Below are 18,736 nucleotides of genomic sequence, written 5' to 3'. Positions count from 1 at the left end.
GCCGCGACGACGGCCCGGAGCCCGAGTCTAGCGAAGGGCCCCGGGACCGCCGAGCGGCGGGCCGAGGGACGGCTGCGTCGGGCTCAGCGCTCCCGGCGGTAGAACGGCGTGGCCACCACGGTGAACGGCTCGCCGCGGCCGCGCAGGTCCACCTGCAGGGACGTGCCCTCGGCGGCCACGTCGCGGCGGACACGGGCCAGGGCGATGGGGTGTCCGAGGGTCGGGCTGGGGGCGCCCGAGGTCACCTCGCCCACCCGCTCGCCGGACTCGTCCAGCACGGCGTAACCGTGCCGGGCGGCACGCCGACCCGCGCCCTGCAGCCCCACGAGGACCTCCTCGACGTCGTCCCTGCCGACCAGCGCGGATCGTCCGACGAAGTCGGCCTCCTTGCTCGCGGGCACCGCGAAGCCGACGCCAGAGGCGTGCGGCTGGTGCCCGGTGTCCAGCTCGTTGCCGTAGAGCGGCATGCCCGCCTCGAGGCGCAGCGAGTCCCGCGAGGCGAGCCCGCACAGCGTCAGCTCCACGCCCGCCTCGTCCGCGGCCGAGAGCATCGTGTTCCACACGGCGGAGCCGCGGTCGCCGGCCTCGGCGGTGGAGGCGGCGGGCAGGAACAGCTCGAAGCCGTCCTCACCGGTGTAGCCGGTGCGGGCGACGACGGCGATGACGTCACCGGCGTCCGTGGGCACGGTCAGGGTCAGGTGGCCGTAGTACTTCAGCTCGGCCAGCTGCGCCGCGGCCTCCGGCATGGCCCGGGCGAGGATCCTCTCGGCCTGCGGGCCCTGCACGGCCACGAGGGCGGTGGTCGAGGACTCGTCCTCGACGACGGCGTCCCAGCCCGACGCCCGCTGGTTCAGGGCGGTGTGGACCGCGGCGATGTTGCCAGCGTTGGGCACCACCAGGTAGTCGGGCTCGGAGCCGGCCTCGCCGTCGTCCATCCGGTAGACGATCGTGTCGTCGAGGATGGTGCCGGCGTCCGTCAGGCACAGGGCGTACTTGGCGCGGCCGGGCTTCAACGTGGAGAGCACGCTCGAGAGGGCGTGGTCCAGCATGGCCCCGGCCTCCGGGCCGGTGACCCGGATCTCGCCCATGTGGGAGAGGTCGAACAGGCCTGCGGAGGTGCGCACGGCCTTGTGCTCGGCCAGCTCGGAGCCGTACTTCAGGGGCATGTTCCAGCCGCCGAAGTCCGTGAACGTGGCGCCCGCGGCCTCGTGGACCGGGTGCAGCGGGGAGTTGCGCGTCGAATCGCTCATGGGGGTGATCCTCTCAGTCCTCGTCGGCGGTGTCGGCCACGGCGCCCTCGAACGCCTCGGGCGGCGGGCACGAGCACACGAGGTTGCGATCGCCGTAGGCGCCGTCGATGCGGCCCACCGGCGGCAGGTACTTGTCCAGACGCAGGCCCGGCACCGGCGTGCCCGCCTGGGCGCGCGAGTAGGGGCGATCCCACTCGTCGGCCATCAGGACGTTGAGGGTGTGCGGGGCGCGGCGCAGGACGGAGTCCGCCACGGTCTCCGGGGTGACGGCGGTGATCTCGGCGTGGATGGCCTCCATGGCCTCGATGAACCGCTCGATCTCCTCGAGGTCCTCGGACTCGGTGGGCTCCACCATGAGCGTGCCGGCCACGGGGAACGCCAGGGTCGGGGCGTGGAACCCGTAGTCGATGAGGCGCTTGCAGACGTCCTCGGCGGTCACGCCCGTGCGGGCCGTGAGCTCGCGCAGGTCGAGGATGCACTCGTGCGCCACGAGGCCGTCGTTGCCCGTGTACAGCGTCGGGTAGAGGGGCGCGAGGCGGCGGGAGATGTAGTTGGCGCCCAGCAGCGCGTGCGCGGTGGCGGAGCGCAGACCCTCGGCGCCCATCAGGTGGATGTAGGCCCAGGAGATGGGCAGCACGCCGGCCGAGCCGTGCGGGGCCGCGGTCATCAGGGCCTCGCGGGAGGGCAGGTACGGCACCAGGTGCTCGCCCACCGCCACGGGGCCCACGCCCGGGCCCCCGCCGCCGTGCGGGATGCAGAACGTCTTGTGCAGGTTCAGGTGGGAGACGTCTCCGCCGAACTCGCCCGGCTGGGCCAGGCCCACGAGCGCGTTGAGGTTGGCGCCGTCGATGTACACCTGGCCTCCCGCGGCGTGCACCGTGGCGCAGACCTCCTTGACGTCGGCGTCGTAGACGCCGTGCGTGGAGGGGTAGGTGATCATGATGGCCGCGATGCGGCCCTCGTTCGCCGCGATCTTGGCGTCCAGGTCGGCGGCGTCGATCGTGCCGTCGTCGGCGGTGGCGACGACGACGACCTTCAGCCCCGCCAGCACGGCTGAGGCCGCGTTGGTGCCGTGGGCGGAGGCCGGGATCAGGCAGATGTCCCGCTCACCCTCACCGCGGGCCAGGTGGTACTGGCGGATGGCCCACAGGCCCGCGAACTCGCCCTGCGAGCCGGCGTTCGGGGCCACCGAGACGCCCGCGTAGCCGGTGATCTCGGCGAGCTTGGCCTCGAGGTCCTCGATCAGGAACCGCCAGCCCTCGGTCTGGTGGTCGGGCGCGAACGGGTGGATGGAGCAGAACTCGGGCCAGGAGATGGCCTCCATCTCCGCGGTGGCGTTGAGCTTCATGGTGCACGAGCCCAGCGGGATCATGGTCCGGTCCAGCGCCAGGTCGTAGCCGGAGAGGCGGCGCAGGTAGCGCAGCATCTTCGTCTCCGAGTGGTGGGTGTTGAACACCGGGTGCGTCATGAACGCGGAGGAGCGGCGTAGCGCCTCCGGCACGGCCGGGGTGGCCACGGCGCCCTCGTGCGCGGAGGCCGGCAGGGAGCCCGCGTCCAGGCCGAACGCCGTCAGGACGGCCACGAGGTCGGCGTCGACGGTGGTCTCATCGGCCGCGATCCGCAGGGTGTCCGCGTCCACCAGGCGCAGGTTCACGCCGTTCTCCTCGGCGGCCTTCAGGACCTGCTCAGCCCGGCCGGGCACGCGGACGGTGATCGTGTCGAAGAAGTGCTCCTCGGCGACCTCGACGCCGCCGGCCCGCAGCGCCTCCGCCAGGCGGACGGCCTGGGCGTGGGCGTGGCGCGCGATGCGGGCGATGCCCTGGGGGCCGTGGTAGACGGCGTACATCGAGGCGACGATCGCGAGCAGCGCCTGGGCGGTGCAGATGTTGGAGGTGGCCTTCTCGCGCCGGATGTGCTGTTCGCGCGTCTGGAGGGCGAGGCGGTAGGCGGGCTTGCCGGCGTCGTCGTGGGAGACGCCCACGAGGCGGCCCGGCATGCTGCGCTGCAGGCCCTCCTTCACGGCCATGTAGGCGGCGTGGGGGCCGCCGAAGAACAGGGGCACGCCGAAGCGCTGCGTGGAGCCGACGGCGATGTCCGCGCCCTGCTCCCCGGGCGGGGTGATCAGGGCGAGGGAGAGGATGTCCGCCGCGACGGTCACGAGGGCGCCGGCCTCCTTGGCCTGCGCGATGACGGCGGCGTGGTCGTGGATGCGGCCGGAGTCGCCGGGCTGCTGCAGCACGACGCCGCACAGGCCCTTCTCCTCGACCTCGGCGCGGACGTCCTGGGGGATGCCTGCGGAGAGGTCGGCCACGCGCACGTCGATGCCCACGGCCTCGGCACGCAGGCGCACCACGGAGAGGGTCTGCGGGAAGAGGTCCGCGTCGAGGAGGGTGACGCCGTCGGTCCTGCGACGGTTGGCGCGGTGCATGAGGAGCACGGCCTCGGCGGCGGCGGAGGCCTCGTCCAGCAGAGAGGCGTTGGCGATGTCCAGGCCGGTGAGGTCCTGGACCATCGTCTGGTAGTTCAGGAGGGCTTCGAGGCGGCCCTGGGAGATCTCCGGCTGGTACGGCGTGTAGGCCGTGTACCAGGCCGGGTTCTCCAGCACCTTGCGGAGGATGACGCCCGGGGTGACGGTGTCCGAGAAGCCCTGCCCGATCATCTGGGTCTTCATGACGTTGCGGCCGGCGATCTCGCGCAGCTGCTCCAGGACCGCGGACTCGGTCAGCGGGGCGGGCAGCTCGAGGGGCTTCGGCTGGCGGATGCCGGCGGGGACGGCGGTGTCCACGAGGGCCTCGAGCGAGTCGTAGCCCAGGGTCTGCAGCATGTGCTCGACGTCCGCGGGGCGCGGGCCGATGTGGCGGGCCACGAAGGGGGCCGAGGCGGTGTCCTTGGGCTCGACGCGCTCGTGGGGCAGCGCGGTCGTGCTCTCGGTGGTCTGGGGGCTGGTCACGGGGTACCTCCGGGGGGATCCTGCCGTGGTCACGGCGTGGGTCTGCTCCTCCCCGCTCTGTCATGGACCTGAGAGTTTCCGACGCCCGGGTGGGCGGCTTGCACCGTCGGTGGTCTCGGTCCGGACGCGGGCGCGGCGGAGTGAGACGCTTTCCAGAGCGCCTGACCCCACGCGGTACGGATGCCTGAGAGATTCCCGGGGAGGGTTTGCTCCTTCGGCGGCCTGCTCACGCGGCCGGCCGGGGCAGGACGCGCGCCGACGCTCTCCCGCGCGGGGCATGCGGCGTGCCGTCAGTATCCCACACGTGTAGGCCGCGTCACAGGGCCGCCGGGAGGGGTCGAGACGGGGCGTGTCGAGGTCTTTCGTTGATGAAACGGCGGCGTGTCGAAGCGCTTTCGTTCAGGAAACGGGCGCCCGGGAGGGGTTGAGTCACCCCACGCGCCCGTGTCTACCGTGGCGGGGACGGGCGGGCCGTGTTCCTCCGCCCCGGAGCCGACCGAGGGAGCGATCCACCCATGTACACCCGCAGCCGGAACGACGTCGAGAAGGTCGAGTGGGGCGGAGGCACCTCCGAACGCCTCCTCACCGCGAAGGACGAGATGGGCTTCGCCGTGGCCCACACGATCGTGCGCGCCGGATCGTCCTCGAAGCTCCAGTACCGCCACCACCAGGAGGCCTGCTACTGCATCGCGGGCAACGGCTCCGTGGTGGAGCCGGACGGCACCGTCCACGAGATCACGCCGGGCGTCATCTACGTGCTGCCGGACCACGAGCCGCACGACCTGCGCGGCGGCACTGAGGACATGCACCTGATCTCGGTGTTCAACCCCGCCATCACCGGCGACGAGAAGCACACCCTGTCGGAGGACGGCTACTCCAGCTACTGAGCCCGGGCACGATGACGGGAGGCGTCGACGACGGCGCCTCCCGTCATCCTGCCGACGGCCCCCGTCGTCGGACAGCCGCGGCGCGTGGGACTGCTGGCGCTGCCCGTGGCCCTGTTCTTCCTGGGCGGGACGGCGGGCGCGGCCGGCTACCTCTGGCTGGGCTTCGAGGTGGTCATCCCGGTGGCCGGCGTGCTGCTGCTCATCGCCCACCGCCCCCTGGTCCAGGACCTGCAGGACGCGTGGCTCACACGAAGGCCGAGACGCCGGTGAGGGCCCGCCCCACGATCAGGGTGTTCATGCCGTAGGAGCCCTCATAGGAGTAGATGGCCTCCACGTCCCCCATGATCTTGGCGATCTCGTGCTCCGTGAGCAGGCCGTTGCCGCCGAGGGCGTCGCGGGCGAGCGCCGCCGAGGACCGGGCCAGCCGGGTCGAGGTGGCCTTGGCCATCGCCGCGTGCATCATCTCCATCCGCCCCTCCTGCCGCAGGGCGTCCACCTGGAGCATCATCCCGGCGGAGGCGGCCAGGTTGCCGGCGACCTCGGCGATCTGGGCCTGGATCAGCTGGAACGCGGCCAGCGGGCGGCCGAACTGCTTCCGCCGCAGCGCGTAGGAGCGCAGCACGTCCAGCACGCCCATCTGCGCGCCGACGCCCTGCCAGCCGACCCACATGCGCGAGTCGCGCAGCAGGGCGCGGGTGGCGGCGAAGGTGGTGGCGCCGGGCAGGATCGCGTCCGCGGGCAGGCGCACGTCCAGGGTGATGTCCGCGTTCTGCATGATCCGCAGGCCCATCTTCCCGCTGATCTTGGTGGCCTCGTAGCCGGGGGTGTCGGTGGGCACCACGAAGCCCTTGATCTCGCCGTCGGCGGTGTCGCGCGCCCAGACGAGCGCGACGCCGGCGATCGTGCCGGCCCCGATCCAGCGCTTGGCGCCGCGGATGACCCACTCGTCGCCGTCGCGGGTGGCGGTGGTGGCGAGGCCGCCGGCGATGTCCGAGCCGTGGTCCGGCTCGGTGAGGCAGAACGCGCCCAGGGCGTCGAAGGACTCGAGGCGCCCCTGCCACGTGGCCTTCTGGCGCTCCGAGCCCAGGCCGGCGATCATGCCGAGGTTGAGCTCGTTGTGGATGCCCACGAGGGCGGACAGGGACAGGTCCACGCGGGCGATCTCCGCGTGCACGAGCTGCTGGAACAGCGAGGACGAGCCGTCCAGGACGAGGCGCCCCAGACCCAGCTCGGCCAGGCCCGGCAGCAGGTCGAACGCGAACTCCTCGGCGTCCCAGTACCGGGTCAGGTGCGGCCGCACGCGGGTCTGGAGGTGGTCCTCGATCGCGTCGAGCCGGGCACGCTCGGCCGGCTCGAGGCGGTCCCGCAGGCGCAGCAGGTCCACGTGGGGCAGGCCGGGGGTGACGGCGGGCGCGCCGGAGGCGGGGACGGGGCGGTCGGCGAGGGCGGTCATGGCTCTCCTTCGGGGGCGGTCCGACGACGGCGGGCGATTTCGCCGCGAATCCGACTGTAGGACTTCCAACTATTCAGGTTTGCCAGTAGTGTTCCAGATCACAGGCCCCCCGCCAAGGATCCGTTCAGCAGCCACCCCGAGGAGGGACCCATGACCGTCCAGGACCCCACCGCCGTCGCCGCCCCGTCGCCGACGGAGGTGTTCCGCGCGGCCCGCGACCTGCTGGTCGAGTGCCAGACCGACTACGAGCGCGCCCGCACCGAGTTCGAGTGGCCCCGCTTCGAGCACTTCAACTTCGGCTTCGACTGGTTCGACCGCCTGGCCCAGGACCCGGCCCGCGCGGACGTGCCGGCGCTGATCATCGCCGAGGACGACGGTCGCAGCACCGAACGCACCTTCGCCGAGCTCTCCGCGGCCTCCAACCGGGTGGCGAACTGGCTCTCCGCGCAGGGCCTGCGCCGCGGCGACCGCCTCATCCTCATGCTGAACAACCAGGTGGAGCTGTGGGAGTTCATGCTCGCCTGCATCAAGCTGCGGGTGGTCATGGTGCCCACCACCACACAGATGACCTCCGGGGACCTCGAGGACCGCGTGACGCGCGCCGGCGCCGCGTGGGCCGTGGCCGGCGCCGAGGACCTGGCGAAGTTCGCCGGCGTCGGCGAGGACCTGCACCTGGTGCACGTGCCGGGCGTCTTCGCGGAGGGCCCGGCGCGCCGCGCCCCCGAGGTCGCCGGCCACACCGTGCTCTCCTACGACGACGCCGACGACGCCGCCCCGGAGCTGACCCCGGCCGAGCCGACCCCCGCGGACGAGACGCTGCTCTTCTACTTCACCTCGGGCACCACCTCGAAGCCGAAGCTCGTGGAGCACACCCACACCTCGTACCCGGTCGGCCACCTCACGACGCTCTACTGGATCGGTCTGGAGCCGGGCGACGTGCACCTCAACGTGGCCTCCCCGGGCTGGGCCAAGCACGCGTGGTCCAACTTCTTCGCCCCGTGGATCGCGGAGGCCACGATCTTCGTGCACAACGCCCGCAAGTTCGACCCCGCGGCCCTGATGGCCAACATGGAGCGCTACGGCGTCACGAGCTTCTGCGCCCCGCCCACCGTGTGGCGCATGCTCATCAAGGCGGACCTGGCGCAGCTGACGACCCCGCCGACCAAGACCATCTCCGCGGGCGAGCCGCTCAACGCCGAGGTGATCGACCAGGTGCACAGGGCGTGGGGCACCACGATCCGCGACGGCTTCGGGATGACCGAGACCACCCTGCAGATCGCCAACACCCCCGGCCAGAAGGTCGTCATCGGCTCGATGGGCCGCCCGCTGCCCGGCATGGACGTCACCCTGCTCGACCCGCTCACGGGCCAGGAGGCCGAGGAGGGCGAGATCTGCCTGCGCCTGGACCCGCGTCCGGTGGGCCTGCTGAAGTCCTACTACGGCAACCAGGAGAAGACGGACGAGGTGTTCCGCGACGGCGTGTTCCACACCGGCGACATCGCCCGCCGCGACGGGAACGGCGTGCTGACCTATGTGGGCCGCGCGGACGACGTCTTCAAGTCCTCGGACTACAAGGTGTCCCCGTTCGAGCTGGAGTCGGTGCTGGTCAAGCACCCGGCCGTGATGGAGGGCGCGATCGTCCCCACCCCGGACGAGCTGCGACTGGCCGTGCCGAAGGCCTTCGTCACCCTCGCCCCGGGCCACGAGCCCACCGCGGAGACCGCCCGGGCGATCCTGCAGTTCACGCTCACCCAGCTGCCCCCGTACAAGCGCATCCGGCGCATCGAGTTCCTCGAGCTGCCGAAGACCATCTCGGGCAAGATCCGCCGCGTGGAGCTGCGCAAGGCCGAGGTCGAGCGCGCCCAGACGGGCGCCGCCCCGGACGGCTACGGCACCGAGTTCCACGAGGAGGACCTGGACCTGCAGCGCTGACCGGGCCGTTCCCCGCCGCCGCCCCGTCCTCGTCCGGCGGTGGCGGGGGCCCCCCGGTGCGCCGCTAGTCTGGAGCGCCATGAAGAAGCCACCCCTCGCCCAGGACCCCATCCGGGAGGCCGCCCGGAACTGGGAGCGTCACGGATGGGGTGACGTGGCCCGCCCGATGGCCGCCATCACCTCGATCATGCGGGCCCAGCAGATCCTGCTGGGTCGGACGCAGGCCGCGCTCAAGCCCTACGGTCTCACCTTCGCGCGGTACGAGCTCCTGGCGCTGCTGAACTTCTCGCGCGAGAAGCGGATGCGGATGTCCAAGGCGTCCGCGCTCCTGCAGGTCCACCCCACCTCGGTGACCAATGCGGTGGACCGGCTCGAGGCCGCCGGGCTGGTGGAGCGCACCCCCCACGAGTCGGACCGCCGCGCGCTCGTGCTCGCCCTCACGGACGAGGGCCGGCGCGTCGCCGTCGCCGCCACGGAGACGCTCAACGCCGAGGTCTTCGGCCGTTCCGGCTTCGATCCGGCGGACGTGGACACCCTCATCGACGTCCTCGGCCGGTTCCGCGCCGAGGCCGGCGACTTCCAGGTCGACGGCCTCGACGCCGGCGCGCCCGCGACGGCGGAGCACACCTCCTCCTGACGCTCTCCGCAGCCGCCCGGCTCAGCGGGGCTCGAGGCGCACGGCGCCGTCGAGCCGGATGACCTCGCCGTTCAGGAACGGGTTGGACACGATCTGCTCGACGAGCAGCGCGTAGTCCTCGGGCCGGCCGAGGCGGGCCGGATGCGGGGTCTTGGTGCACAGCGCCTCGCGGGCGGCCTCGGGCAGGCCGGCCATCATGGGCGTCTCCATGAGGCCGGGGGCGATCGTGACCACGCGGATCTGGGAGGAGGCGAGCTCGCGGGCCGCGGGCAGGGTCAGCGCGACCACGGCGCCCTTGGAGGCGGAGTACGCGATCTGGCCGATCTGCCCGTCGTAGGCCGCCACGGACGCGGTGTTCACGATGACGCCGCGGTCCTCGCCGAGCGGCTCCTGCGTCCTCATCGCGGCGGCGGCCTGGGCCATCATCGACACGGTGCCGACCGTGTTGATCGCCAGGACCCGGCTCAGCACCTCGGCGGACAGCGGCCCGTCGCGACCCACGAGCTTGCCCGGCGTCGCCACGCCGGCGCAGTTGACCAGCACCCGCAGCGGCCCGGCCTCCAGCGCGGCGGCCACGGCCTCCCGGGCGGTGTCCTCGGCGGTGACGTCGCCCGTCACGAAGCGCGCATGGGGGCCGAGGGCGGCCACGGCGTCCGCGCGGACGGTCTCGCCCTCGCGGTCCGGCAGGTCCACCACCACGACGGCGGCGCCCGCGTCCGCCAGGCGGCGGGCGGTGGCGTGGCCGAGGCCCGAGGCCCCGCCGGTGACGATCGCGCTCTGGTTCGACAGGTCCATGGACGGACCCTCCCTTCCTCCTCGGGATACCCCCCGAGTTCGATAGTTGCATGTCCTACGTTCTCATCCTAGATTAGCGGATGAGTAACCCAGATCACATGCACGGCCGGGCCCGCCACGCCCGTCGTGGGCGGCGCCGAACGACGTCCGCCCTTCCGCCTGGACCCGCGAGGAGCCCCCATGTCCGAGAAGACCGCGCCCACCGAGACCGCCCCCGTGATCCCCCACTTCGTGCACGGCGAGCGGCGCGAGGGCGCCTCCGGCCGGCACAGCGACGTCTACCACCCGGCCACGGGCAGCGTGGCGGGCCGCGTGCCGCTGGCCTCCGCCGAGGAGATCGACGCCGCCCTGGCCTCCGCCGAGGAGGGCTTCGCCGCGTGGTCGACGCTGAATCCGCAGCGCCGCGGCCGCATCCTGCTGCGCTGGGTCGACCTGATCAACGAGAACATGGACGAGCTGGCCACCGTGCTCGCCCAGGAGCACGGCAAGACCGTCCCGGACGCCAAGGGCGACATCCAGCGCGGCATCGAGGTCGTGGAGTTCGCCGCGGGCGCCCCGCACCTGCTCAAGGGTGAGTTCACCGCCGACGCGGGCACCGGCATCGACGTGCACTCCATCCGCCAGCCGCTCGGCGTGGCCGTGGGCATCACGCCCTTCAACTTCCCGGCGATGATCCCGCTGTGGAAGGCCGGCATCGCCCTGGCGGCGGGCAACGCCTTCGTCCTCAAGCCCTCCGAGCGCGACCCCTCCGTGCCGGTGCGCCTGGCCGAGCTGGCCCTCGAGGCCGGCATGCCCGCCGGCGCCCTCAACGTGGTGCACGGCGACAAGACCGCCGTGGACGCGCTCATCGAGGACCCGCGCGTCAAGGCCGTCGGGTTCGTCGGCTCCACCCCGATCGCGCAGTCCATCTACGCGCACGCCGCCCGCATGGGCAAGCGCGCCCAGTGCTTCGGCGGGGCCAAGAACCACGCCGTGATCATGCCGGACGCGGACCTCGAGATGGCCGCCGACGCCCTGGTCGGCGCCGCCTTCGGCTCCGCCGGCGAGCGCTGCATGGCGATCTCCGTGGCCGTCCCGGTCGGCGAGGAGACCGCCGACCGCCTGATCGCGCTGCTCCGCGAGCGCATGGAGGACCTCACGGTCGGCCCGTCGCTCGACGCGTCCTCGGACTTCGGCCCCGTCGTCTCGAGGGACGCGAAGGAGCGCATCGAGGGCTACATCGCGGCCGGCGTCGAGGCGGGCGCCGAACTGGTGGAGGACGGCCGGGGCGTCGTCGTCGAGGGCCACGAGGACGGCTTCTACGTGGGCGCCACCCTATTCGACCGCGTGACCCCGGAGATGAGCATCTACCGCGAGGAGATCTTCGGCCCGGTGCTCTCCGTGGTCCGCGCGAAGGACTACGAGGAGGCGCTCACGCTCGTAAACGAGCACGAGTTCGGCAACGGCGTGGCCATCTTCACCCGCGACGGCGACGCCGCCCGCGACTTCTCCAACCGCGTGGACACCGGCATGGTCGGCGTGAACGTGCCGATCCCCGTGCCGATCGCCTACTACACCTTCGGCGGCTGGAAGGCCTCCGGCTTCGGCGACCTGAACCAGCACGGCACGGACGGGCTGAAGTTCTACACCAAGACGAAGACCGTCACCACGCGCTGGCCCTCCGGCGTGCGCGAGGGCGCCAGCTTCGTGATGCCGGCCGGCTCCTGACCGCCCCGCAGCCCGTCCCGACCAGGAGGACCCCATGACCACCGTTCTGTTCCTCGGCCTCGGCCACATGGGCGGCCCCATGGCCGCCAACCTCGCCGCCGCGGGCCACCGCGTGCTCGGCTTCGACCTCGTCCCCGAGGCCCTCGAGAAGGCCCGTGCGGCCGGCGTCGAGACCGTCACGGACACGGCCGCGGCGGCCGCGGAGGCCGACGTCGTGCTGACCATGCTCCCCCACGGACGCCTGGTGCTGGACGTCTACCGGGGTGAGGACGGCGACGGCGGCCTGCTCGCCGCCGCCCGGCCCGGCACCGTGTTCCTGGACTGCTCGACCATCGATGTCGCCGAGGCCCGCGAGGCGGCCGCGGCGGCGGAGGCGGCGGGCATGCGGGCGGCCGACGCGCCGGTCTCGGGCGGCCAGGTGGGCGCCGAGGCCGGCACCCTCGCCTTCATGGTGGGCGCCTCGGACGAGGTGTACGCCGAGGTGCTGCCGCTGCTCGAGGTCATGGGCGCGCGGATCGTGCACTGCGGGGCCGCCGGCCTGGGCCAGGCCGCGAAGATCTGCAACAACATGGTGCTGGGGGTCACGCAGATCGCCGTCGCCGAGGCCTTCGTCCTGGGCGAGCGCCTGGGCCTGCGGCACCAGGCCCTGTACGACGTGATGAGCAAGGCCTCCGGGCAGTGCTGGTCCCTGACCACCAACTGCCCGGTGCCCGGCCCCGTCCCCGGCTCCCCCGCGAACCGGGACTTCCAGCCCGGCTTCGCCGGCGCCCTGATGGCCAAGGACCTCGGGCTCGCGCTCGCGGCCCTGGACGAGCAGGGCGTGGCGGCCGACCTGGGCCGCCTCGCGCAGGCCAAGTACGCCGAGTACGCCGCCGGAGAAGGCGCCGCCCGCGACTTTTCCGGCATCATCGAGGACATCCGAGCATCACACACGGACAGGAGCGAGGCATGAGCGAGCAGACCACCCCGGACGGCGCCGAGTCGCCGATCGTCGTCGAGCGGCAGGGCCGGGTCGGCCACATCCGCCTGAACCGGCCGAAGGCCCTGAACGCGCTGAACGAGGCGACGATGCGCGCCGTCGTCGCGGCGGTGCAGGAGCTGGACACCGACCCGGAGATCGGGGCGATCCTGCTCTCCGGCTCCCCCAAGGCGTTCGCCGCCGGCGCGGACATCAAGGAGATGGCCACCAAGGAGTTCTCCGAGATGTACGCGGCCGACTGGTTCGCCGGCTGGGACGGGCTCACCCGCGCCCGCACCCCCATCGTGGCGTGCGTGACCGGCTACGCCCTCGGGGGCGGCTGCGAGCTGGCCATGATGGCCGATGTGCTCGTGGCCGGCGAGGGCGCGAAGTTCGGCCAGCCCGAGATCAACCTCGGCGTCATCCCCGGCATGGGCGGCTCCCAGCGCCTGACCCGCGCCGTGGGCAAGGCGAAGGCCATGGACATGATCCTCACCGGCCGCATGATCGGGGCGGAGGAGGCCGAGCGCATCGGGCTCGTCTCCCGCGTGGTGGCCGACGAGAAGGCCCTCGAGGAGGCGCTGGAGGTGGCCGCGACCATCGCGTCCAAGTCCAAGCCGGCCTCCTGGATGGCCAAGGAGGCCGTCAACGCCGCGTTCGAGACCACCCTCGCCCAGGGCATCGCCTTCGAGCGCCGCGTGTTCCACGCCGCGTTCGCCACGGCGGACCAGAAGGAGGGCATGGACGCGTTCGCGGCCAAGCGCGAGGCGGGGTGGCAGCACCGATGAGCGACGCGCAGACCACGGCGACGACGGCCCCCGCGGCCGCACGGGACGGCGCGGCGGACGAGGTGCTCCTCGAGGTCCGCGAGGGCCTCGGCCGCATCACGCTGAACCGTCCGCGCGCCCTGAACGCGCTGACGCAGGACATGGTCCGGGCGATCGACGCGGTCCTGACCGACTGGGCCGCGGACCCCGCCGTGCGCGGCGTGCTGATCCGCGGCGCCGGGGAGAAGGGACTGTGCGCCGGCGGTGACGTCGTCTCCCTGCGCTCCTCCCTCCTGGCCGGGCGGTTCGCGGAGGCCGAGCAGTTCTTCCGCGACGAGTACGCGATGAACGAGCGCATCGCCACCTACCCCAAGCCGTACGTGGCCTTCATGGACGGCATCGTCCTGGGTGGCGGCATGGGCGTGTCCGCGCACGGCTCGCATCGCGTGGCCACCGAGCGGACCCGCGCCGGCATGCCCGAGACGGCGATCGGGTTCACCCCCGACGTCGGCGGCTCCTTCCACCTCGCCCGCGCACCCTTCCAGGCGGGCCGGCACCTGGCCGCGACCTCGGCGCACGCCTCCGGTTCCGACGCGGTGGCCCTGGGTCTGGCGGACGTCTTCGTGGAGTCCGCCCGGCTGGACGAGCTCGAGCAGGCCCTCGCCGCGGCGTTCGGCGCCCTCGGCTCGGCCGCGGACGCGGGCGGGCGCGACGAGGCCGCCTTCGCCGCCGCCGACGAGGTGCTGGCCCGGTTCGCGGTGGCCGAGGACGCACGGCCCGCGTCCGCGCTGGTGGCCGGCCGGGAGTGGATCGAGGACGCCTACGGCCGGGAGTCGGCCGCCGAGGTCCTCGCCGCCCTGGACGAGCGCGCCGCCGCGGGCGGGGAGCATGCCGAGGCCGCGGGGCAGGCCGCCGAGGCCATCCGCACCAAGTCCCCGACCGCCGTCGCCGTGGCCCACGAGGCCCAGCGCCGGCTGGCCGCGCGCGGGGCGGACCTGACCGTGGCCGACGCGCTGCGTCAGGAGTTCACGATCGGCACCCACCTGATGCGCGGGCCGGACATGGCCGAGGGCATCCGCGCGCTGCTCGTGGACAAGGACAAGGATCCGACGTGGAGTCCGGCCCGACTCGAGGACGTCTCGGCCGAGGACGTGGCCGGGCACTTCGAGCCCGTGCCCGGGGTGGACCCGCTGCAGCTCGGCTGAGCCCGCCCCGACGGACGGCGCCCCGTGGTCACGTGTGGTGACCGCGGGGCGCCGTGCTGTGGGGGGCGACCGGGCGGGCCCCCCGGTCTCAGCCGATCAGGCCGCGACCCACGATCATGCGCATGATCTCGTTGGAACCCTCGAGGATCCGGTGCACGCGCAGGTCCCGGACGAGCTTCTCCACGCCGTACTCGTGCAGGTAGCCGTAGCCGCCGTGCAGCTGCAGGGCGGTGTCGGCGGCCTCGTAGCCGGACTCGGTGGCCACGAGCTTGGCCATGGCGCACAGGCGCACGGTGTCCGGGTCGTTGCGGTCCAGGGCGTCCGCGGCGCGCATGAGCATCGTGTGGGCGGTCTCCAGCTTCACGGACATGTCCGCCAGCTCGAAGACGAGGGCCTGCTTGGTGGCGAGCGGCTCGCCGAACGCGCTGCGCTCCTTGAGGTAGCGGGTGGCCTTGTCCAGGGCGGCCAGGCCGCCGCCGATGGAGCAGGCGCCGATGTTCAGGCGGCCGCCGTTGAGGCCCTTCATGGCGATGCGGAAGCCGTCGCCCTCCTCGCCGAGGCGGTCGGCCACGGGCACGCGGACGTCCTCGAAGATCACCTGGCGCGTGGGCTGGGTGTGCCAGCCCATCTTCTTCTCGTTGGGGCCGAAGGACAGGCCGGGGGTGTCCTTGTGGACCACGACGGCGGAGATCCCCCGGGCGCCCGTGTCCGCGGTGCGGCACATCACCACGTAGCAGTCGGACGCGCCGGCGCCGGAGATGAACTGCTTGACGCCGTTGAGGACGTAGTGGTCGCCGTCGCGGACGGCGCGGGTCTTCAGCGCGGCCGCGTCCGAGCCGGCGCCGGGCTCGGTGAGGCAGTAGCTGGCCAGGTGCGCCATGCCCACGAGGTCGGGGATCCAGCGGGCGCGCTGCTCGTCGCTGCCGAAGGAGTCGATCATCCAGGCGACCATGTTGTGGATGGAGATGTAGGCGGCGAAGGCCGGGTCCGCCTTGGCGAGCTCCTCGAAGATCAGGATCGCGTCCGTGCGCTCCAGGCCGGTGCCGCCGTGCTCCTCCCCCACGTAGATGCCGCCCAGGCCGAGCTCGCCGGCCTCGGCGAGGACGTCCACCGGGAAGTGCTTCTCGGCGTCCCAGTCGAGGGCGTGCGGGGCGACGCGCTGCTCGGCGAAGTCGCGGACGGCGTCGACCAGGGCTTTCTGGTCATCGGTGATGGGGAACATGGGTTCGTCCTCCTGGGGCTCGGTCCGGCCGCGCGGGCGGTCCACGACGGGGTGGGGCGGGGGTGACACCGCTGGCGGCGACAGGGTGTGACTGTCGTCACCATGATAATAGGACATCCAATGATTTGCCGTGTCGCCACCGGGCCGTGGGCTAGCGTGCTCCCCGTGCAGACCACCACCAGCCCCACCGCGGACTCGCCCACCGGCCCCCGCTCCCACGCCTCCGGCCGCACGGAACAGCTGTTCGGCATCCGCCGCCACGCGCTGATGACCGAGCGGGACGGTGCCCTCAACCCGGCCGCGTTCGAGGTCGGCCCGTGGTGCCTCGACCTGGACGGCCGGCCCACCGGCGCGGCGGCCACCGTGATCATGGACAACGCCACGGCGGTGGCCGTGCACCACGCGGCCCGGGACATCGAGACCGTGGTCACCACCGAGCTGCAGGTCAACGTGCTCCGCCCGCTGCCCGCCTTCGACGCGGCGGCCGTCACGGCCGGGGACGAGGACGGTCCGCTGCTGGAGTGCTGGACCCGCCCGCTGGCCTGGGATGCCGGCGGCGGCGTGGCCCGCGCGTGGCTCGAGGACGCGGACGGGGGTCGCGTGGTCGAGGCGACCGGCTGGTTCCAGTCGGTGCCGGCCGGAGCGCCGGAGCGGATGGCCGAGTTCGTCGCCGCCGGACGGCTGCCCCGCGGGGCCGAGACCCGTGTGCCCATGCCGGGGCTGCTGGCCGCCCGCCCCGAGTCACTGCCGACGGCCGCTCCGGACGTGCGCCCCGCCGTCGCCGCCGCGGCCACGGCGGGCGTGCGCTTCGCCCCGAAGCCGGAGCTGGCCAACCCGTCGGGCGCCGTCCACGGCGGGGCCATGACGCTGCGGGCGGTCACCGCCGCGCAGGCGGCCATGCCGGACCGCGAGCGCTACGACGTCCAGGCCGTGCGCGTGGTGTTCGTGCGCCCGGGTCACGGCGAGATGGTCGCCCTCACGCGGGTGCGGCACGCCGGCCGGTCCCTGCGCCTCGTGGACGTGGACCTCGTGCCGGTCGGCGCCGACGGCGACCCCGTGGCCGACAAGCCGATGGTCCAGGTGCAGGTCACCTTCCGCGCCGCCCGGAGCTGACGCCCCACACGCCCGAGCACCCGAGCGCTTTCGAACGTGAGATAGGGCCTATCCCACGTTCGAAAGCGCTCATTCCCCCGACATCACGTTCGAAAGTCCCGGGAGGAGGGGCCGTCGTCGTGGGGCCGGCTCAGCGGCCCACGGTGCCGAACCGGGAGGCCACGGGGGCCGTGAAGGCGGGCTTCAGGAAGAACCAGGCGGCGGCGGTGACCGCCACGCTCACGAGGAACACCACGAGGCCCCACGCGTCGGTGGCACCGCCGCGCGAGGTGTACATGTGGTTCAGGTTCGTCAGCAGGCCCGTGAAGGCCACGAGGAACACGTGCACCAGGATGAACGCCACGAAGAAGACCATCACCGGGAAGTGCACCTTGCGGGCCACCTCCATGGGGAACGCCTTGTTCAGTCCCGTGGCCTCCGTGGGGAACCACGAGGACATGCGCCAGCCCGTGAGGGCGGCGAGCGGGGCGGCCACGAACACCACCAGCGCGTAGGAGAGCATCTGCAGCGCGTTGTAGTGCACCCAGCCGTTCTCGGTGGGCCAGTCCAGGGACAGGTACTGGATGCCGGCGGACAGGGCGTGCTGGAACACATGCGGGTCCGTGGGCACGATCCGCGCCCAGTGGCCGGTGACGATCAGCAGCACCACGAAGATCACGCCGTTGAGCAGCCACAGCGCGTCGAGGGCCTGGTGCATCCAGATGGTGAGCGAGAACTTCTTCGGGGTGTTGCCCCGCGCGGAGAACAGGCCGTCCTTCGTCGGCGTGAAGTTGGCCGGCGGCCGCGTCTCGTGACGGATCTGCAGGCCCGTCCGGATGATCAGCACCATCAGGAACATGTTCAGGAAGTGCTGCCAGCCCATCCACCAGGGCATCCCCTCGGGGGTGCCCTCCGGTAGGACCGGGTGCCCGTCGTAGGTCGCGATGAAGTCCGCCACCGGGTCGAGGCTCCGCAGCCAGCGTCCGGCCAGCACCGCGAGCAGCGCCAGCACCACGACGCCGGCCACCGCCGGCAGCGCCTCGCGCAGACGGGACGGGGCGGCGGACTCGGCGGCGTCCGTCTCCGCGGCTCGAGCGGGCGTGCCGGTGGCGGCCCCGGGGGCGGCCCGGGGCGGCTGCGCGGTGGAGGCCGGCGGGGCCGAACGGGTGTCCGGCGCGGTGGGGGCCGGCTCCGCGGCCGACGCCGCGGCCACGGGGGCGGCGACGGCCGGTTCCGCATCGGCCGGCTCGACGGCGACCGGCCGGGCCGGCTCCGCGGCGGCGGGCTCGGCGGTGGCCGGCTCGGCGACGACCTCCTGCGCCACCATCTCCGGCGCGGTGGGGCCGCCCACGGCGGCGAGCTCGGTGAACCACTCCCCCTCCCGGGCGAACGGCACGTACCCGGCCATGCGTCGCCGCTTCGCGAGCGGCACGAGGTCGGACTCCACGGGAGCGCCCACCCCGGCCGCGGCCGGCGCACCGGTCGCGGAGGCGACGACGGCCGCCACGTCCGGCACGACGGGCTCGGTCTCCGCGGGTGCGGGGGCCCGCGTCGGGGACGCCGAGGCGGCGATCGGCTCGGGCGCGACGGACCGCGCCGGGGCGGCGGCCGGGATCGATCCCGCGGCCGGGGCGGGGGCGCCGCCGAGCCACTCGGCCTCGCGGGCGAACGGGACGTACCCGGCCATGCGGCGTCGCGCGGACAGGGGCGTGAGGCCCGACGTCGGCGCGGTCGGCGCCACCGGGACGGCGGCCGCGGCCGAGGCGGGGGCCGCCGTCGTGGTGTCCTGCGCCGGGGCGGGGGCGGGCTCGGTCTCGGCCGGGGCGCCCTTCAGGGGGACGTAGCCGGCCATTCGCTGCTTGGGCATGCTTCTCCTCGTCC

15 protein-coding genes and 1 riboswitch are annotated in these 18,736 nt (G+C 73.2%); of the genes, 9 read left to right on the top strand and 6 right to left on the bottom strand.

Features of this window, described 5'->3' with window-relative positions:
• Window positions 1-83 precede the first annotated feature (83 nt).
• The gene (gene gcvT, locus NR073_RS03855) at window positions 84-1,250 is read right to left on the bottom strand and encodes a glycine cleavage system aminomethyltransferase GcvT (protein WP_044659070.1); all 1,167 of its coding nucleotides are present in this window, start codon (window positions 1,248-1,250) and stop codon (window positions 84-86) included.
• 13 nt (window positions 1,251-1,263) lie between these two features.
• A complete protein-coding gene (gene gcvP / locus NR073_RS03850) occupies window positions 1,264-4,200 on the bottom strand; it encodes an aminomethyl-transferring glycine dehydrogenase (RefSeq protein ID WP_060974195.1) in 2,937 nt (978 codons plus the stop codon).
• 162 nt (window positions 4,201-4,362) lie between these two features.
• Window positions 4,363-4,479, bottom strand: a riboswitch (glycine riboswitch).
• 236 nt (window positions 4,480-4,715) lie between these two features.
• Here gcvP and NR073_RS03845 point away from each other — a divergent pair.
• Both NR073_RS03845 and NR073_RS03840 read left to right on the top strand, forming a co-directional pair.
• Window positions 4,716-5,087, top strand: coding sequence for an ectoine synthase (locus NR073_RS03845; RefSeq protein WP_002856688.1), 372 nt, complete (start codon window positions 4,716-4,718; stop codon window positions 5,085-5,087).
• An 84-nt stretch (window positions 5,088-5,171) separates the two neighbouring features.
• Window positions 5,172-5,357, top strand: coding sequence for a hypothetical protein (locus NR073_RS03840; RefSeq protein ID WP_256748629.1), 186 nt, complete (start codon window positions 5,172-5,174; stop codon window positions 5,355-5,357).
• On the opposite strand, the gene NR073_RS03835 is transcribed toward NR073_RS03840, so the two are convergent.
• Window positions 5,332-6,540 (bottom strand): acyl-CoA dehydrogenase family protein, encoded by a 1,209-nt coding sequence (locus tag NR073_RS03835; RefSeq protein ID WP_256748628.1) that lies wholly within the window; start codon window positions 6,538-6,540, stop codon window positions 5,332-5,334. The genes NR073_RS03840 and NR073_RS03835 overlap by 26 nt on opposite strands.
• A gap of 150 nt (window positions 6,541-6,690) precedes the next feature.
• Between NR073_RS03835 and NR073_RS03830 the strand changes: the two genes are divergently transcribed.
• Window positions 6,691-8,472: an AMP-binding protein gene (locus tag NR073_RS03830; protein ID WP_256748627.1), complete on the top strand. Its 1,782-nt coding sequence runs from the start codon at window positions 6,691-6,693 to the stop codon at window positions 8,470-8,472.
• A 79-nt stretch (window positions 8,473-8,551) separates the two neighbouring features.
• Window positions 8,552-9,109 carry a MarR family winged helix-turn-helix transcriptional regulator gene (locus NR073_RS03825; RefSeq protein ID WP_002856685.1) on the top strand — a complete coding sequence of 186 codons (558 nt, stop codon included), beginning with the start codon at window positions 8,552-8,554 and terminating at the stop codon, window positions 9,107-9,109.
• Between the two features lie 21 nt (window positions 9,110-9,130).
• On the opposite strand, the gene NR073_RS03820 is transcribed toward NR073_RS03825, so the two are convergent.
• The gene (locus NR073_RS03820) at window positions 9,131-9,904 is read right to left on the bottom strand and encodes an SDR family NAD(P)-dependent oxidoreductase (RefSeq protein WP_256748626.1); all 774 of its coding nucleotides are present in this window, start codon (window positions 9,902-9,904) and stop codon (window positions 9,131-9,133) included.
• Between the two features lie 180 nt (window positions 9,905-10,084).
• Here NR073_RS03820 and NR073_RS03815 point away from each other — a divergent pair, with 180 nt between their 5' ends.
• From NR073_RS03815 to NR073_RS03800, 4 genes are read left to right on the top strand one after another with little or no spacing between them, the layout of a single operon-like run.
• Window positions 10,085-11,611 (top strand): CoA-acylating methylmalonate-semialdehyde dehydrogenase, encoded by a 1,527-nt coding sequence (locus NR073_RS03815; RefSeq protein ID WP_145032487.1) that lies wholly within the window; start codon window positions 10,085-10,087, stop codon window positions 11,609-11,611.
• 34 nt (window positions 11,612-11,645) lie between these two features.
• Window positions 11,646-12,563, top strand: a complete 918-nt coding sequence (gene mmsB / locus NR073_RS03810; RefSeq protein WP_049161272.1) for a 3-hydroxyisobutyrate dehydrogenase — start codon at window positions 11,646-11,648, stop codon at window positions 12,561-12,563.
• On the top strand, window positions 12,560-13,357 hold the full coding sequence (locus NR073_RS03805; protein ID WP_145032490.1) for an enoyl-CoA hydratase: 798 nt from the start codon (window positions 12,560-12,562) through the stop codon (window positions 13,355-13,357). The genes mmsB and NR073_RS03805 overlap by 4 nt, the downstream gene beginning before the upstream one ends.
• A complete protein-coding gene (locus tag NR073_RS03800; RefSeq protein WP_256748625.1) occupies window positions 13,354-14,541 on the top strand; it encodes an enoyl-CoA hydratase/isomerase family protein in 1,188 nt (395 codons plus the stop codon). Before NR073_RS03805 ends, NR073_RS03800 begins: the two co-directional genes overlap by 4 nt.
• A gap of 88 nt (window positions 14,542-14,629) precedes the next feature.
• Here NR073_RS03800 and NR073_RS03795 read toward each other — a convergent pair whose 3' ends face one another.
• Complete coding sequence (locus NR073_RS03795) at window positions 14,630-15,763, bottom strand: acyl-CoA dehydrogenase family protein (protein WP_002856679.1); 1,134 nt, start codon at window positions 15,761-15,763, stop codon at window positions 14,630-14,632.
• 165 nt (window positions 15,764-15,928) lie between these two features.
• On the opposite strand from NR073_RS03795, the gene NR073_RS03790 reads away from it, so the two are divergent.
• Window positions 15,929-16,876, top strand: coding sequence for a PaaI family thioesterase (locus NR073_RS03790; RefSeq protein ID WP_036334826.1), 948 nt, complete (start codon window positions 15,929-15,931; stop codon window positions 16,874-16,876).
• 130 nt (window positions 16,877-17,006) lie between these two features.
• On the opposite strand, the gene NR073_RS03785 is transcribed toward NR073_RS03790, so the two are convergent.
• Entirely contained in the window at window positions 17,007-18,722 is a 1,716-nt protein-coding gene (locus NR073_RS03785) for a cytochrome b/b6 domain-containing protein (RefSeq protein ID WP_256748624.1), read from the bottom strand.
• Window positions 18,723-18,736 lie beyond the last annotated feature (14 nt).

Origin of the sequence: Micrococcus sp. Mcc28, assembly GCF_024519775.1 — a bacterium.
Lineage (GTDB): Bacteria > Actinomycetota > Actinomycetes > Actinomycetales > Micrococcaceae > Micrococcus > Micrococcus luteus.
Note: the sequence above shows the minus strand (reverse complement) of the source record. Positions and strands in the feature narration are given on the sequence as shown.

Bases quoted from the DNA above. Each gene is read 5' to 3' on its own strand.
- NR073_RS03805 (WP_145032490.1), top strand. From the start codon at position 12,560: ATGAGCGAGCAGACCACCCCGGACGGCGCCGAGTCGCCGATCGTCGTC.
- NR073_RS03800 (WP_256748625.1), top strand. From the start codon at position 13,354: ATGAGCGACGCGCAGACCACGGCGACGACGGCCCCCGCGGCCGCACGG.
- NR073_RS03785 (WP_256748624.1), bottom strand. From the start codon at position 18,722: ATGCCCAAGCAGCGAATGGCCGGCTACGTCCCCCTGAAGGGCGCCCCG.
- NR073_RS03795 (WP_002856679.1), bottom strand. From the start codon at position 15,763: ATGTTCCCCATCACCGATGACCAGAAAGCCCTGGTCGACGCCGTCCGC.
- gcvT (WP_044659070.1), bottom strand. From the start codon at position 1,250: ATGAGCGATTCGACGCGCAACTCCCCGCTGCACCCGGTCCACGAGGCC.
- NR073_RS03845 (WP_002856688.1), top strand. From the start codon at position 4,716: ATGTACACCCGCAGCCGGAACGACGTCGAGAAGGTCGAGTGGGGCGGA.
- NR073_RS03830 (WP_256748627.1), top strand. From the start codon at position 6,691: ATGACCGTCCAGGACCCCACCGCCGTCGCCGCCCCGTCGCCGACGGAG.
- NR073_RS03825 (WP_002856685.1), top strand. From the start codon at position 8,552: ATGAAGAAGCCACCCCTCGCCCAGGACCCCATCCGGGAGGCCGCCCGG.
- NR073_RS03815 (WP_145032487.1), top strand. From the start codon at position 10,085: ATGTCCGAGAAGACCGCGCCCACCGAGACCGCCCCCGTGATCCCCCAC.
- NR073_RS03820 (WP_256748626.1), bottom strand. From the start codon at position 9,904: ATGGACCTGTCGAACCAGAGCGCGATCGTCACCGGCGGGGCCTCGGGC.
- NR073_RS03835 (WP_256748628.1), bottom strand. From the start codon at position 6,540: ATGACCGCCCTCGCCGACCGCCCCGTCCCCGCCTCCGGCGCGCCCGCC.
- mmsB (WP_049161272.1), top strand. From the start codon at position 11,646: ATGACCACCGTTCTGTTCCTCGGCCTCGGCCACATGGGCGGCCCCATG.